The 15,907-nt window shown below is 75.8% G+C and carries 12 protein-coding genes; 11 read left to right on the top strand and 1 reads right to left on the bottom strand.

Features of this window, described 5'->3' with window-relative positions; all coding sequences use genetic code 11:
* Window positions 1-20: 20 nt before the first annotated feature.
* The 7 genes from ACYP53_RS34290 to ACYP53_RS34260 all read left to right on the top strand — a co-directional run bounded on the left by ACYP53_RS34290 (window position 21) and on the right by ACYP53_RS34260 (window position 9,173).
* Window positions 21-3,299, top strand: coding sequence for a hypothetical protein (locus tag ACYP53_RS34290; protein WP_459650343.1), 3,279 nt, complete (start codon window positions 21-23; stop codon window positions 3,297-3,299).
* Complete coding sequence (locus tag ACYP53_RS34285) at window positions 3,296-4,036, top strand: DUF4255 domain-containing protein (protein ID WP_459650342.1); 741 nt, start codon at window positions 3,296-3,298, stop codon at window positions 4,034-4,036. Before ACYP53_RS34290 ends, ACYP53_RS34285 begins: the two co-directional genes overlap by 4 nt.
* Window positions 4,033-6,312: an ATP-binding protein gene (locus ACYP53_RS34280; protein ID WP_459650341.1), complete on the top strand. Its 2,280-nt coding sequence runs from the start codon at window positions 4,033-4,035 to the stop codon at window positions 6,310-6,312. Before ACYP53_RS34285 ends, ACYP53_RS34280 begins: the two co-directional genes overlap by 4 nt.
* A gap of 140 nt (window positions 6,313-6,452) precedes the next feature.
* A complete protein-coding gene (locus ACYP53_RS34275; protein WP_459650340.1) occupies window positions 6,453-8,000 on the top strand; it encodes a phage tail sheath family protein in 1,548 nt (515 codons plus the stop codon).
* Between the two features lie 65 nt (window positions 8,001-8,065).
* The gene (locus tag ACYP53_RS34270; RefSeq protein ID WP_189917863.1) at window positions 8,066-8,506 is read left to right on the top strand and encodes a phage tail protein; all 441 of its coding nucleotides are present in this window, start codon (window positions 8,066-8,068) and stop codon (window positions 8,504-8,506) included.
* A complete protein-coding gene (locus ACYP53_RS34265; RefSeq protein WP_189917865.1) occupies window positions 8,503-9,018 on the top strand; it encodes a hypothetical protein in 516 nt (171 codons plus the stop codon). Before ACYP53_RS34270 ends, ACYP53_RS34265 begins: the two co-directional genes overlap by 4 nt.
* Window positions 9,015-9,173, top strand: coding sequence for a DUF6760 family protein (locus ACYP53_RS34260; protein ID WP_167344238.1), 159 nt, complete (start codon window positions 9,015-9,017; stop codon window positions 9,171-9,173). Before ACYP53_RS34265 ends, ACYP53_RS34260 begins: the two co-directional genes overlap by 4 nt.
* A 2,731-nt stretch (window positions 9,174-11,904) precedes the next feature.
* Here ACYP53_RS34260 and ACYP53_RS34255 read toward each other — a convergent pair.
* Entirely contained in the window at window positions 11,905-12,411 is a 507-nt protein-coding gene (locus ACYP53_RS34255) for a hypothetical protein (RefSeq protein ID WP_189917867.1), read from the bottom strand.
* 19 nt (window positions 12,412-12,430) lie between these two features.
* On the opposite strand from ACYP53_RS34255, the gene ACYP53_RS34250 reads away from it, so the two are divergent.
* From ACYP53_RS34250 to ACYP53_RS34235, 4 genes are all read left to right on the top strand, one after another.
* The gene (locus tag ACYP53_RS34250) at window positions 12,431-12,703 is read left to right on the top strand and encodes a hypothetical protein (protein WP_459650339.1); all 273 of its coding nucleotides are present in this window, start codon (window positions 12,431-12,433) and stop codon (window positions 12,701-12,703) included.
* Between the two features lie 113 nt (window positions 12,704-12,816).
* Window positions 12,817-13,242: a phage tail protein gene (locus tag ACYP53_RS34245; protein ID WP_459650338.1), complete on the top strand. Its 426-nt coding sequence runs from the start codon at window positions 12,817-12,819 to the stop codon at window positions 13,240-13,242.
* Window positions 13,243-13,347: 105 nt separating this feature from the next.
* A complete protein-coding gene (locus ACYP53_RS34240; protein ID WP_459650337.1) occupies window positions 13,348-14,070 on the top strand; it encodes a CIS tube protein in 723 nt (240 codons plus the stop codon).
* On the top strand, window positions 14,067-15,845 hold the full coding sequence (locus tag ACYP53_RS34235; RefSeq protein ID WP_459650336.1) for a VgrG-related protein: 1,779 nt from the start codon (window positions 14,067-14,069) through the stop codon (window positions 15,843-15,845). The genes ACYP53_RS34240 and ACYP53_RS34235 overlap by 4 nt, the downstream gene beginning before the upstream one ends.
* Window positions 15,846-15,907 lie beyond the last annotated feature (62 nt).

The raw sequence follows: 15,907 nt of genomic DNA, 5'->3' as shown, positions 1-15,907 counted from the left end.
GCCACCTTGAGAGGTCGAGCGTGATCGGCGCCACCGGCACTCCCCGCTCCATCCGGCGGCCGGCCAGAGCCGCCGTCGCGGTCCTGCTCGCGCTGGCCGCGGCCGTGACGACCCTGGTCGCCGCCGCCCCGGAAGGCCGGAACGCGTCCCCGGCGGCATCCGCCGCAGCGGACCCCGCGGCCGGGCGGGTCGTCTTCGCCGGCACCAACCACCGCGGCCTCGGCCGGGTCACCGGCGCGGACACCAGCGCCCCGCTGTTCGGGCCCGGTCCGGTCCACTTCGACCAGGACCCGTCCTCCCGCGGCGACGAGCTGGTCTTCACCAGCCTGCGGGACAGCACGCTCCCGCAGGTCTACCTGCGCGACGCCGCCGGCGCGGTGCGCCGACTGACCTCCGGCATGGACACCGCCCACCCCGCCCTGGCCCCGGACGGCAAGGCCGTCGTCTTCGAGGCACTGGAGACCAAGGCGGACGGCAAGCCCCAGCACGTCCTGTGGGTGGTCAACCGGGACGGCTCCGGGCTGCGCCGGATCACCGACGGCGCCGCCGACGAGACCCATCCGACGGTCTCGCCGGACGGCAAGTCGATCGCCTACTCCTGCACCGGAGACCCGGCGCACCGGCAGATCTACCTGCGGCCGTTCGAAGGCGGCGCGCCCGTCAAGGTCACCGACGTGACCACCGGGGACGCGATCGATCCGACCTGGAACCCGGTGAACGACGACGCGCACCGCAACCAGATCGTCTACACCTGGGACCAGGGCGACCAGGGCCGGACCCTGAGGCTCACCTCGCCCACCGGCGGCGACAAGGCGTTCTTCCTCCGCACCGGCTCCACCTGGCGGACCGGCTCCGCCTCCTGGCTGGCCGACGGCACCGGCGTCCTCTTCCTCAGCTCCGACCTGCTCGCCCCCGCCGCCCCGCCCCGGCAGCCCGAACCGCCCCGGCCACCCGTCGTCAACCTGTACCGGGCGCCGACCTGCTCCTGCGACGACCCCAAACTGCTCTACGGCACCGACCGGCTGATCGCGACGCCGGCCTGGCTCGGCAGCCAGGACAAGGGCGGGCCGGTGGTGGAGCAGACCAGCGCCACCGCCGCCAACATCGCCGACCTGCAGGACGTCCGCCCCGACGGGGTCGACCCGCGCGACCTGGGCGTCAGCGTGCTCCGGGAGGACCCGGCCGCCGACACCAACACCGACCCCGACCCGGCCGCCGACCCGCTCTTCCACCCCCGGGCCGGCTACGACCCCTGGTTCGAGCGGCAGACCTACACGCCCGACGGCCGGCAGATCGTGGTGACCCGCTACGAGGACTCACAGGCCGGACGGATCCAGCGGATCTGGCTGACCGACGCCGACGGCGCCAACCCGCGCCCGATGAACCTGGCCGGCCGACGCCCGCTCGACCGGGACACCGACCCCTCCCTCTCCCCGGACGGCCGGCTGATCGTGTTCAGCCGCAGCTCCCCGGGCGGCGGCGCGGAGCCGGCCCGGCCCGGCCGGATCGTGATCGCCCAGGTCTCCACCGGGGCGGTCGTCGGCACCGTCCAACCGCCGGCCGGCGAGCAGGGCGCCTCGGACGGCCAGCCCTCCTGGTCCCCCGACGGCAAGCTGATCGTCTTCTCCAGGTCCGCGGTGATCAACGGCAACGCCGGCAACCTGCACGTCTGGACGGTGGCCGCCGACGACCTCACCCGGCAGAGCGACCTGAGCCGGACGGTCTGCCCGGGCAGCTGCGACGTCATCGACGACAGCCCCGCGTTCTCGCCCGACGGGCGGCGGATCGCCTTCAACCGCAAGGGCGGCGACGGCGGCAACAACCACCGGGACGGCGTGCTGGTCGCCTCGGCGACCGGCGGCGACTGCACCGTCGTCCTGCCCACCGCGCTGCGCGGGCAGAAGGACGCCTGCACCCGGCCGCTGCCCGAGACCACCGACGCCGGCCCGTTCCAGCCCCGCGACGTCGCCTGGACGGCCGGCGGCGGGCAGCTGGTGCTCACCTCCCGCCGCGCCCAGCCGCCGAACTCACCGGAGGGGCTCGCCGTCTACGACTTCGCGGCCGGCACGCTCACCCCGCTCGACCGGCGCCTGCCGGGCCGGCAGAAGGAACCGGCCGTCCAGCAGTCCGTCGACCTGGAGCTGAGCGCACCCGAGCGGACCCCCGCGGTGCCCGTCGGCGGCGGCACCGACGTGACGATCACCGTCACCGACAAGGGCCCCGCGCCCTCGCCCGGCACCGTCCTCACCGCCTCCGTGCCGACCGGCGCCCGGCTCGGCGGGCTGACCAGCCCGGTCGGGCAGTGCGATGCCGCGGCGCTCCGCTGCGACCTCGGCACCCTCGCCCCGGGCCAGGTCGTCCGGGTGACCGCCCGGCTGATCGGCACCAGGACCGGTACCCAGGAGTTCGGCTGGAGCGTCACCGGGACGGTCACCGACCCGAACCCCGGGGACGACTCCGCCCGCACCTTCCTGCCCGTCCAGGAGGCGCCGTCGCCCTCGCCGACGCCCTCGCCGACGCCCACCCCGTCACCCACCCCGACGCCGTCGCCGACCGTCACCCCGACCCCGACGCCCGCGCCGACACCGACCGCGACCCCGACGCCCGTACCGCCGCCCGCTCCCGCCCCGCCGCCCGCCCCGGCACCGCCGCCGCAGGCCGGACCCGGGGTGTCCGTCGACGCCCAGCCGAACCCCGGCTACGTCGGCGGCCACGTGACCGTCAGCTACACCGTGCGCAACACCGGCCAGGCCCTCTCCACGGGGCTGCGCCTCACCCTCGGCCTGCCCGCGGGAGTGCCCACCGAGCCGCTGCCCCCGGGCTGCCGCTCCGGGACCTGCGAACTGGCCGACCTCTCCCCGGGCGGCAGCCAGGTGGTCCGGGTGGTGCTGTCACCCGTGGCCGTACTGGACACGACCGTCACCGCCGAGCTGACCACCACCGGCACCGACGCCACCCCGGGACCGCACCGGGCGAGCACCCCGCTGCGCATCCTGCAGCCCCGCATCGTCGCGGTGCCGCCGATCGGCAAGCCCGGCTTCGTGACCTCGGTGCGCGGCGTGGACTTCCCGCCCGGCACCCCGGTGCGCCTCACCTGGCAGCCCGGCATCACCGCCGCGGCGGCACCGACGTACCCCCGGGCCGACGGGACCTTCGCGGGCCAGCTGCTCATCCTCCCGAAGGACGAGACCGGCCCGCGGACCATCACCGCCGACGGCCCCGGCTTCTCCCCGGTGACCACCCCCTTCCTGGTCGTCGAGGGCAGCATCGGCCCGCCCGGGGAGGTGGAGCGGCGATGATCCACGAGGTCGACGAGGCGCTGCGGCTGCTGCTCGCCGAGGCCGGACTCGCGGAGCGCGGCGTCGAGGTGGCCTTCGACGCGCCCACCCGGGACTTCGCCGCCCGGCGCACCGCGCCGACGGTCAGCGTCTTCCTGTACGGCATCCGCGAGGAGACCGACCGCCGGCAGGCCGGCGCGACCGCCGAGTACGACGCGGACGGCGTGATCACCGGCCACCGCGCCGCACCCCGCTGGTTCGAACTGGCCTACCTGGTCACCGTCTGGACCAACCGGCCGCAGGACGAACACCGGCTGCTCGCCGAGGTGCTGCAGTGCCTGACCGCCGTCGACGCGCTGCCCGCCCGGGTGCTCACCGGGACGCTCCGGGAGCTCGGACTGACCGTCGGGCTCGACATCACCGGGCGCGACACCGGCCTGCCCTCGGTGTCCGACGTCTGGTCGGGGCTCGGCGGGGAGCTGCGGCCCTCGATCGACCTCCGGGCGCTCGCCCCGCTGCCCGGCGGGCGCACCCCCGCCGGGCCGCCGGTCACCGAGGGCCTGGTGGTGCGGGTCGAGGACACCAGCGTCGAGCGCGCCTCCGCGGGGGAGGGCGCGGCGGAGGGTACGGCCGCCACCGACGGCCCGGGCCGCCGGCTGCGCTACCGCGGCGCCACCGACCCCGGACCGGACGGCTTCGCCGCGCCCCGGGACCGCGAGCTGCCCCCGGGCCGCCGACCGCGGGGGAGGGCCCGATGACCGTCGACCTCGGGCCGGCCACCCTTTCCACGTCCATTCCCACTTCTACGGCGGCCGACGGACTGCCGCCCGGCCCCGACCACCTCTGGGAGCGGCTGCACCGGGTCGAGCAGCGGGTCCGGACGGCGGTGCGCGAGCGCCGGGCCGAGGACCCCGACCCGGACGACCCGTACCGGGGCCAGTACCTCAGCCCGGAGGCGGTGGAGCGGATCCTGGCGGCCTCCGCCACCGTCCGCCCGGACGGCTATGCGGCACCGGGTGACGGGCCCGCCGCGCCGCCCGGCTCCCGGCTGGCCCGGCTCGCCGACGCCTTCGGGCTGCTCCCGGTGGACGTCGAACTGCTGCTGGTCGTCCTCGCCCCCGACCTCGACACCCGTTTCGAGCAGCTCTACGGCTACCTCAACGACGATCTGACCCGCCGCCGGCCCACCGTCGGGCTGGCCCTCGAACTGTGCGGGCTGCCGGGGGCCGGCGCCGGCCGCTTCCGGTTCGCCGTACGGGCCCCGCTGATCGCCGGCGGCCTGGTGGAGGTCACCGAGCCGGAACGCCCGCTGCTCTCCCGCCCCCTGCGGGTGCCGGACCGGGTGACCGCCCACCTGCTCGGCGACGACGAGCCGGACGGCGCGCTGGCCGGGCTGGCCCGCCGCGTCACCGCCGGGCCCGCCCCCGCTTCGCCGGCGGCCGCGGAGCTCGTCGACCGGATCCGCGCGGCCTCGGCGGACGGCGGCCTGGTGCACCTGCTCGACAAGGGCGGGCACGCCGGCCCGCCCGCGGTGGCCGCCCTCGCGGCCGACGGCCGCCCGCCGCTGGTCGTGGACGCCGCCGCCCTCGCCGCCCGCCCCTCGCCGGACCTCGTCCGGGCGCTGGCCCGCGAGGCCCGGCTCACCAGCGCCGGGGTGCTGCTCGGACCGCTGGACCGGCTCGAACCCGAACGCCCCGAACGGGCCGCGCTGCTGCGCGAACTGTGCGCGGAGCTGACGAGTGGGCGAGTCTCCCCGCCCCGAGCCGAAGGGCGCGCCGACGCCGAGAGGGAGAAGCGAGGGAGCGACGCAGGAGCGACGGAGCGCCGACCGTCGGTGTCGGGTCAGGAGCGCCCGGAGGCGAGCGGGCGAGTAGCAGTCCCGCTGGTCGTGCACGGCGCGCAGGTGTGGGACCCGGCCTGGACCGTGGCGAGCCCGGTGGTGCTCACCGTCCCGCCGCCGGACGCGCACGGCCGGACCGAGCGCTGGGCCCGCGCGCTCGGCGGCCCGCCGGACGGCGGTGAACCGGCCCCGTTGAGCGAGGAGCTGGCCGAGGCGGTGGCCGCCTACCGGGTGGACCAGGAGAAGCTGGAGCGGGCGGCCGCGGTGGCGGCCAGGACGGCGGCCGCCGAGCGGCGCCCGGTGCGCCCCGAGGACCTGCGGGTCGCGGTGCGGGCGCAGAACGCCGCCGGGCTGGCCCGGCTCGCCCGCCGGATCGAGCCCGCCGTCGGCTGGGCCGACCTGGTGCTGCCCGGCCCCACCGAGGGCCGGCTGCGCGAACTCGTGCTGCGGGCCCGGCACCGCGACCGGGTGCTCGGGCAGTGGCGGATGCGGCCGGGCGGCGGCCGGGGGAACGGCGTGATCGCCCTGTTCGCGGGGGAGTCGGGCACCGGCAAGACGATGTCGGCCGAGGTGGTCGCCGCCGAACTCGGCATGGAGCTGTACGTGGTGGACCTCTCCACGGTCGTGGACAAGTACATCGGCGAGACCGAGAAGAACCTGGAGCGGATCTTCACCGAGGCCGCGCAGGTCAACGGCGTCCTGCTGTTCGACGAGGCGGACGCGCTGTTCGGGAAGCGCTCCCAGGTCAAGGACGCCCACGACCGGCACGCCAACCTGGAGACCGCCTACCTGCTCCAGCGGATGGAGTCCTTCGACGGGATCGCGGTGCTGACGTCCAACCTGCGCGCCAACCTCGACGAGGCCTTCACCCGGCGGCTGGACGTCATCGCCGAGTTCCCGCTGCCGGACGAGGCGCAGCGGCGCGTCCTGTGGGACCGCTGCCTGGGGCCGCGGCTGCCCCGCGGGGACGACCTCGACCTGGACTTCTGCGCCCGGCGCTTCGAGCTCACCGGCGGCTCCATCCGGGCCTGCGCGGTCTCCGCGGCCTACCTGGCCGCCGGAACGGGCACCGCGCTGGGCATGGCGCAGCTGGTCGCCGCGGTGGTCGGCGAGTACCGCAAACTCGGCCGGCTGGTGCTGGAGAGCGAGTTCGGCCCCTGGCTGGGCGCCGTCGGGGAGGCCGGCCGCGGCTGAGCCGCTACCGGCGGGGACCCCTCGCACTGTCCGCCGGGGGCAGCGTTCTTGCCCCCGGTCCGGGACCTGCGGACATGTCCCCGGACGGTGGCCGGGCAGCAGACTCGGGGGCGACTGACCGGCCACCCGAAGGAGCGCGAATGCCGTCCTACCTCACCCCGGGCGTGTACGTGGAGGAGGTCCAGTCCGGTGCCCGGCCGATCGAGGGGGTCGGCACGGCCGTCGCCGCGTTCGTCGGCTTCGCCGAGACCGGACCCTTCCACGAGCCCACGCTGGTCACCAACTGGGACCAGTACGTCCAGCGGTTCGGCGGCTTCACCGAGGGCACCTACCTCGCCCACTCGGTGTACGGCTTCTTCGCCAACGGCGGCGGCTCCGCCTACGTGGTGCGGGTCGGCGACCCGGCCCGGCAGGCCGCCGGCTCCCCCGCCCCGGCCGTCGGAGCGCCCGCGCCCGTCGCGATCTCCGGCTTCCTGTTCTCGGCCCTGCCCGGCGCCGGCGGCGAGGTGTCCGTCGAGATCGCCGACGTGGAGGGCGAGAACGTCCCCGAGGACCGCTTCCGCCTGCTGGTCCGCCGGGGCGCCGAGGTCGTGGAGACGTACGACGTCTCGACCCGCAAGAGCACCAAGGGCTACGTCGTCACCCAGCTGCGCGAGTCCAAGCTGGTCGCCGTCGCCGAGCAGCCCGGCACCGCGCCGAGCCGCCCCGAGCGCCGGACCCACGCCCTGGCCGCCGCCCCCGCCCCGGCCACCGGGCCGGTCGCGGCCGCCGCCGGCCGGCTCGACCCCGCCGAGTACGTCGGCGACTCCGCCGCCCGGACCGGCTTCTCGGGCCTGGAGGCGATCGACGAGATCACCATGGTCGCGGTGCCCGACCTGATGAGCGCCTACCAGCGCGGCGACATCGACGCCGAGGGCCTGCGGACCGTCCAGCTCGCCGTCATGTCGCACTGCGAGCAGATGGGCGACCGGATCGCCGTCCTGGACCCGCCGCCCGGCCTCAACGCCCAGCAGATGCGCACCTGGCGCAACGACGAGGCGGGCTTCGACTCCCGCTACGCCGCCCTGTACTACCCGTGGATCAAGGTCTTCGACCCGGCCAGCGGACGCAACGTGATGGTCCCGCCGAGCGGGCACGCCGCCGGCGTGTGGGCGCGCAGCGATGCCGAGCGCGGCGTGCACAAGGCGCCCGCCAACGAGGTCATCCGCGGCGCGGTGGACCTGGAGATCCGCCTCAGCAAGGGCGAGCAGGACCTGCTCAACCCGATCGGCGTCAACTGCGTGCGGGCCTTCCCCGGGCGCGGCATCCGGATCTGGGGCGCCCGCACCCTCTCCTCCGACCCGGCCTGGCGCTACCTCAACGTGCGCCGGCTCTTCAACTACCTGGAGGAGTCGATCCTCCTGGGGACCCAGTGGGTGGTCTTCGAGCCCAACGACGACCGGCTGTGGTCCAGCATCCGCCGGAACATCACCGCGTTCCTCACCGAGGAGTGGCGGCGCGGGGCGCTGTTCGGCCAGACCGCGGCCGAGGCCTTCTACGTCAAGTGCGACCGCGAGAACAACCCGCCGGAGTCCATCGACCTCGGCCAGGTGATCTGCGAGATCGGGGTCTCTCCGGTGAAGCCGGCGGAGTTCGTGGTGTTCCGGCTGTCCCAGTTCTCCGACAGCACGAGCCTCGTCAACGAATGACCGGTACCCGTACCAGGTACCCGGTCGGCACCCGCACGCGATTCATCGGAAGGTGACAACCAGCCATGGCTGAAGGCGATCCGCTCTCCACACACATCTTCGGCGTCCAACTCGGCGGCTACAACGTCGAGTCCGTCAAGGAGATCAGCAATCTGACGGTCGACCAGGAGGTCGTCGAGTACAAGCAGGTGACCCAGGAGGGCAAGCTGATCGTCCGCAAGCAGCCCGGTGCCCGGCTGCCCGGCGAGGTGACGATCACCCGCGGCCTCGACAAGAGCGGCGCGTTCACCACCTGGATCAAGGAGACCCTCAACAACGGGGCGATCAACACCGCGCGGCAGAACCTCACCATCGAGGTCAAGGACACCACCGGTGCCACCCTGCGGCGCATCCAGCTCACCAACGCCTGGGCCAGCCGCTGGGAGGGCCCCACGCTCACCGCCGGCGAGTCCAGCGCCGCGACCGAGACCGTGACCATCGTGTTCGAGGAGATCAGCGTAGAGTGAGGCGGAAGATCGGCCTGGAGGAACTCCTCGAACGGGCCCCGGCCGCGCAGAACACCGCGCCGCCGGCACAGCAGCCCGCGGGGCCGTCGGGGCTCTCCGGGGCCTCGGGGAACTCGGGGTCCTCGGGGCACCAACGACGGGTGCCGCACACCGAGTTCGAGTTCGAGCTGCCGCTCGGCTACGTCGACGACGAGGGTACGGTGCACCAGCACGGCACCATGCGTCTGGCCACCGCCCGCGACGAGCTGATGCCGCAGATCGACCTGCGGGTCAAGGAGAACCCGGCCTACCTGAGCGTGGTGCTGCTCAGCCACGTCATCACCCGGCTGGGCGACCTCACCGACGTGCACACCGGCATCGTCGAGCGGATGTACGCCACCGACGTCGCCTTCCTGCAGGACCTCTACCAGCGGATCAACAGCGAAGGCCACACGCGCGCCGCGGTGACCTGCCCGCACTGCGACGGCGCCTTCGAGGTCGACCTCGCCGGTGGGCGCCTGGGGGAATCGTGACGTACGCGCCTGCTCGGCTGTACGAGGAGATCGCGTACATCGCCTACCACTTCCACTGGCAGCGGGAGGACATCCTCGATCTGACCCACCGTGAACGCGGGCAGTGGGTACGGGAGATCGCCCGGCTCAACACCCGTGTCAGCGAAGGCGGGTGAGACGGGTGGGGCTGCGGGACTGGATCGGCGGACGGAAGGCGGCCGAGGCTCCGGCGGACGGCGGGGCCGACGGCGGTGCTGTTGAGGCCGGTGCTGCAGACGCCGGTGCCGCCGGGGTCGGCGGTGCCGAGCGGCGTCGTCCGGCCGGGGACGGGGGGTGGCGTGCCGTACGGCCGCTGACCCCGACCCTGGCCGGGGCGGCGCACGGCGTCAGCGACGGCCTGGTGTTCCGGTCCCGGCTCGCCTCGTGGCAGGACCCCTCGCTGAGCGGACCGCTCGGCCACGCCGTGCTGCCCTCCGCCCCGGCGGGGATCCTGCGGGCGATGGCGACTCCGGTCGCCGGGCCCGCCGTCAGATCCGGCGGGGACGAGCTCGTCCTGCCGGCGCCCGTGGCCGCGTCAGGGCCGGACGGGCCGGAGTCCGTGGCGGAGCCGGGCGGCCCGGGGGAGTCCGGGTCGGGCCGGGCGGTCCAGCGGTCCGTCGCGGTGCGGCGGCTTCCCGTGCGCTCCGGGCCCCGGGCGGCTTCGCGGTCGGGGGCGCGGTCCGCGTCCGCGTCCGCGGCCGTGCGGCCGGCCGTTGTGGAGGGCGCGGACAGCACCGGCGGTCCCCTGTCCGATCCCGTTCCCCTGTCCGTTCCGCTGTCCGTTCCCGCGCCCGGAGCGGAGGCCGCGACCCCGCGTCGCCGTGACCTGGTCGGCCCGGTGCGGCCCCGCTCCGTCAGCGAACCCCTGACCGTGGCGCGTCGTCCCCGTTCGCTCTCCGTACGCCCGGTGACGGTCGTCCACGTCCCGGCTCCGGCCGACCACGCGTCCCACGCGCCCGCCACCGGTGAGGCCGCCACGCCCGTACGGAACGAGCGGAACGAGCGGAGCGAGCGGAGTGGCCAGGCCGGGGAGACCGTCCAGCGTGCCGTCGTACCCGGCGCTGCGGCGCCCGCTCGTCCGGTGCTCGGTGCGCCGCTGACCTCCTTGCCCGCGAGCGCCAAGCCCGTGCCCTCCGGTCCCCGGGTTCCCGACGCCGCCCCGGGTTCGTCGTCGGCGATGCCGGTCGTTCCCGCCGGCGGGGCTTCCACGGGTGCTGGTTCCACGGGTGCTGGTTCCACGGGTGCCGGTTCCACGGGCGCGAGTCCCACCGGCGCGGGTTCCACCGGCGCCGAGCCGGGTGGGCCCGACCGCGCGCGGCAGACCGCCAGCGGTCACCGCGGCGCCACCCCTGCCCAGCGCACCCGTACCTCCTCCTCCTCCGAGCCCGGCGGCCCGGCATCGTCCCGTCCCGAGCGCGGGCCCGCCGCCGACGTGCCCGTCCAGCGCGCGCCGTCCGGGGGCGGCACCTCCTCACCCACACCGTCCTCACTAGCCACACCGTCCGACCCGGCCCCCGCCCGTACCCGCGGGGGCCTGGGCGCGCCCCTCGACGCGCTGCCCCCGACGGCGGCCGTGCCGGGCCGCACCGCCCCGCTGCTCGGCGGGCGCCCACCGGCCCGCCGGATCACCGGTCCGACGCCGGGTGACCCGGCGGCGCAGGGCACCGCTGCCGCCGGTGTGCCCACGGCCGGTGAGGGCCCGCGCGTGCAGCGTGCCGTCCGGCGTTCCGGTGAGGCCCCGGCCGGGCCGACGGTCCGGCCCGACAGCACCGCCGACGGCGGAGGGCCGACCGGCCCGGCCATGCCCACCGTGCGGAGTGCCGGTGAGGCTCCGGTGGAGCGAACTCACCACAACCAGACCGGTGGTGACGGATCATCACCTCTTCGCGACCGTACGGCCGGTGCCGGACCGGTGCCCACGGCGCGGCCCCACCGCGGTACCGACGGCGGACGGCCCGCGGACCGGAGCCGTCCTGTCGGCGCGCCGTCGGGGCCCACCGCCGCCGCGTCCGCGGCCGGCGAGGAGCCGCGGGTGCAGCGTGCCGTCCGGCGCCCGGGCACGGGGTCGGCGGAGTCGACGGGACGGAGCGGCCCGGAGCCCGGACGTTCGGAGCCCGGGCGCGCGGAGCGGTCCGACGCGCCGCAGCCGACCACCACCGCCACCCGGCCTGCCCCGGCTCGGTCCGCCGCCTCGCGGGTCGACGGCGCCGGCCCGGTGGTTCCCGCCCGTCCGGTGGCCGGCGGCCGGGGCGTGCAGCGGGCCATGCCGCTGACCGGCCCGATGCGCGGACTGCTCGGCGAACGCCCGATGCGCTCCGCCCTCGCCGCCACCCCGTCGGCGTCGCCCGCGCCCGGGACCGGGCCCGGTGCCCGTCCGGGCACGGGCCCGAAGCCCGCCCCGCCCGTGGTGCCGGCGGTCTGGCCCCGAGCCCTCCGGTCGCCGGCGGACGGCGAACCGGCGGCTCCCGTGCAGCGCTCGCGCCCGCGTTCTGCGCCGGGCGCGGGGGACGGCCGGACCGCCGGTGGCACGTCGGCCTCGCCGGGACACCCGGCGTCGACCGCTACGAACGCGAACGTGATCACGACAGCGGCTACGGCTTCGGCTACGGGTGCCCTGCGCGGCGTGCGCGGCGTCGCCTCGGTGCTGCGACGCGCGCGTCAGCGGCGCGAACCGGGGCAGCGCGACGGCGGACCAGCGGCCGACCGCCCCGGGGCGCAGGCGCAGCCGACGTCCTCCGGCGCCTCGACGGGTCAGCCGTCCGCTGCGGGGGCGCTGCGCGGGGTCGCCACCGTGCTGCAACTCGCCCGTGGGCGGCGGCCGGTGGGCCGGGGTGACCAGCGCCCGACGCCCCCCGGCGCCTCGACGGATCAGTCGTCCGGAGCCGGTGCGGCGGCGCGGGGGCCCGAGGCCGTGGTGCAACTCGCGCCCGCGCGCCGCCCCTTCGACCGTTCGGCGACTGATCGCCCTTCAGCGCAAGGGAGTTCGCAGCCGATCGGACCCACCTCCGGGCCGGTCGCACCGAACGCCCCGTACCCGCCCGCCGGTGCGTCGGTGCCGAGCGCGGGCGGCCGGGTGCAGCGGCGGGCCGTCCCGTCGGGGTCGGCGGAGCGTCCGCCGGTGGTCAGGCTCGCGCCGCTGACGGCGTCGTCGGTCCAGCGGCTTCCGGCGCCCGCCCGTCCCGCGCCACCGTCCCCGGGCGGGCCGTCCCAGGCGGAGCCGGGCCCGGGTCGGGCGGCAGCGCTCCCGCTCGTCGTGGCACGGTCGCTGAGCGCCCCGCCCGTACGGACCGCACCGGCGGCCGCGCGGTCCGTCCCGTCCGTACCGTTCTCGCCGTCCGGGCCGTCCGGGCCGTCCGGGCCGTCCTCGCCGGGCACGGCGCAGATGCTGCAGCGGGTGGCGGAGCAGGCGGGGCTGACCGGGGTGCCGCTGACGGCGGTGCCGGCCCGTGCGCCGGTCACGGTCCAGGCGGCCCCGTCGGCCAGCGGCCCCGCCCGGCCCGCTTCGCCGCCGCAGGCCGCCGGACCGCCGGCCGAGGCGGCCGGCATCGGCTCCGGCGATCTGGACGAGTTGGCCCGGCGCCTGATCGAGCCGGTCGGGCGGCTGCTGCGCACCGAGCTGCGCCGGGGGAGGGAGCGCGGCGGGCAGCCGTACGACGGGCGCCGCTGAGCGCGGACCGGACGCGGGACTCGGGACCGGACCCCGGGACCAGACCCCGGGAGCGGACCCCGGGAGCAGGACCCAAGAGCACGACCCAGGAGCAGGAAACAGGAACGGGACCGATGACCGACAACATCTTCGCGACCAGCGTGTTCTTCAGTCTGACCATCGGCGGCAACGACCTGGGCGAGTTCACCACCTGCTCGGGGCTCGGCGCCCAGGTCGAGATCGAGCAGTACGCGGAGGGCGGCAACAACGGCTTCGCCTGGCAGCTGCCGGGCCGGATCACCTGGACGAACATCACGCTGACCCGGGCGGTCACGGCGGACACCACCAAGATCGCGCGCTGGCTGGGCGAGATCGTCCGGAAGGTCGAGCCGAAGGACGGCGAGATCGTGGCGCTGCGGCCCGACCTGAGCCGGATCGTCGGCTGGCAGGTGCTCGGGATCGTTCCGGTGCGGTGGGAGGGGCCGTCCTTCGACCCCTCCAGCTCCCAGGCGGCGATGGAGACCCTGGAGATCGCCCACGCGGGCCTCCGCCCCTCCTGAGACCCCTCCCGAGGCCCCGCCCGCGGTCCCTCCTGGGCCCAGACCGGCCCGCCCCGCCCCGACCGCCGTCCCCCTCGAACCGACCCACCCGTAAGGAGCACCAGGATGTCCTCGGCGGTCCCCGCGAGCGTCACCCGGGCCCAACTGACCATCATGGAACCGCCGTCCACCGTCGGCGCCCAGCCCGGCGGGACGCTCGCGCAGCTCCGGCTCCAGTTCAACCCGGCGACCCTGGTGCTGCGCAAGTCCACCGAGTGGCGGCGCACGCCGTCCCGGATGGCGGGCGAGTCCGCGCTGCCGGAGTTCGTCGGCAGCGGCCCGCGCTCGCTCTCCCTCGACGTGTTCCTGGACTCGACCGCGACCCACGACAACTCGGTGGAGCGGGCGGTGGAGAAGCTGATGACGGCCTGCGTGCCCACCCCGACCAGCCTGGCACGCAAGACGCCGGCCAGTCCGTGGATCCGGCTGGACTGGGGCACCCTGAAGACGACCTCGTTCAACGGGGTGCTGACCGGCCTCTCGGTCACCTACACGCTGTTCGACGTGAACGGCAATCCGCTGCGGGCGGTCTGCTCGCTCACCATCGACGAGGCCAGCGTCGACCCGGCCGGACAGAACCCGACCTCCGGTTCGCCGGAGGCCCGCAGCACCCACCGGGTGATCGCGGGCGACAGCCTGCCGCTGCTCGCCTGGCGCGCCTACGGGGACGCGACGGCCTGGCGCACCATCGCGGAGGCCAACGACATCGACGACCCGATGGCCCTGGTGCCGGGCGAGGAGCTGATCGTGCCGGGTATCGACGAACTCACCCGCGGGGGGCGCTCATGACCACGCCCGAGGCCCGGGGCGGCCGGCCGTTCGCCGCGGATCCCGTCATCGAGGCGCCGGGCCCGCTGCCGCCGGTCTGGGCGGCCCAGCTGGTCTCCTGCGACATCGAGGAGAGCGTCGGCCTGCCCGACACCGCGGTGCTGAGCTTCCGGGACGCCGACCACGCCTTCCTCGCCGCGACCGGGATCACCATCGGGACCAAGCTGCGGGTGTCCGTGGTCACCGTGCAGGGCCACACCCGGGTGCGGCTGTTCACCGGCGAGGTGACCGCGCTGGAGCTGGAGGTGGACACCACGGGCTCGTACACCGTGGTGCGGGCGTCGGCGGTCACCCACCGGCTGATGCGCGGGCGGCGGGTGAAGGCCTTCCGGAACATGACGACGGCCGACATCGTCCGGGCGGTCGCCACCGGGGCGGGCCTGACCTGCGGCAAGATCGACTCCTTCCCGGTGGTCCACCAGCAGCTGTCCCAGGCGAACGTTCCGGACTGGGAGTTCCTCCAGTTCCTGGCACAGGAGAGCGGCGCGTACGTGCGGGTCGACGACGACGGGAAGCTGGAGTTCGTCCGGCCCGAGCCCGCCTCCGGCGCACCGGCCCCCTCGACCCCCGCGCCGCAGAACCCGCTGGTGCTGGAGTATGGCCGCAACCTGCTGGAGCTGCGCGGGGTGCTGACCGGCGTGGCCGGCGCGGAGACCGTCGAGGCGCGCGGCTGGAACGTCACCACCAAGAGCGCCCTGGTCGCCACCGAGCCGTCGGTGACCTCCCGGACCGTGCAGCCCGGGATGAGCCCCTCCGTGGTGAGCTCCGCCTTCCCCGGCCGGTCCAAGCTGACCGTCGCCGACACCCCGTACCGCACCCAGGCGGAGACCGCCGCCGTGGCCCGCTCGCTGGCCGCCTCGGTGGCCGCCGGCTTCGGCGAACTGGAGGCGGTCGCCGAAGGCAACCCGCGACTGCGGGCCGGCACCCCGGTGGCCCTGGGGAACGTGGGCGCGGCCTTCTCCGGCCGCTACACCGTCACCGGGGCGCGCCACCTCATCGAGCCCTTCCGCGGCTACCGGACCACCGTCGTGGTGAGCGCCTCGCCCGACCGCTCCCTGGCCGGCCTGGTCACCGGCGGCAACGCGCCGCCGCGCGGGCCGCGGATGCCGGGCCTGGCCGTCGCCGTGGTCACCGACGTCCGGGAGCCGGGCGGCGGGCAGCGCGGCTGGGTCAAGCTGAAGTTCCCCTGGCTGGACGACACCTACGTCTCCGACTGGGTGCGCACCGTGCAGTGGGGCGGCCACGGCGGCGGCGGGGTGATCGCCCCAGAGGTCAACGACGAGGTGCTGGTCGGCTTCGAACAGGGCGACCTGGACAGCCCCTACGTGCTGGGCGGGCTCTACAACGGCGTGGACCGGCCCTCGCCGCACGACGTGCCGCTGGTCGACGCGGCCGGCGGCAAGATCAACCGCCGTTCCGTGGTGTCCCGTTCGGGCCACCGCCTGGAGCTGCTGGACGTGCCGGGCGGCGCCTCCGGCGTCCTGCTGGCGAGCGGGGACAAGAAGCTGGAGGTCAAACTCGACCAGCAGAGCGGGGAGATCGTGCTGACCGTCCACGGCGCCGGCGGCGCCGGGGGCAGCACGGTGCGCCTCACCTCAACCGGCATCACCCTCGACGCGGGCACCGGCGAGGTGAACGTGCGCGGCGGATCGGTGACGCTCCGGGGCACGACGGCGGTCACCGTGGACGGCGGCGCCCAGGCGGTGCTCAAGGGAGCGATCGTGCGCATCAATTGACGTAGCGTCAGAACTAGCGCCGGAAAGCCCCTTTCAGTGCCCGGCAGACACGTGCCCCCGAC

The sequence above is a fragment of the Kitasatospora sp. Ki12 genome (assembly GCF_054601375.1).
This window is presented reverse-complemented; position numbering and strand designations above follow the sequence as displayed.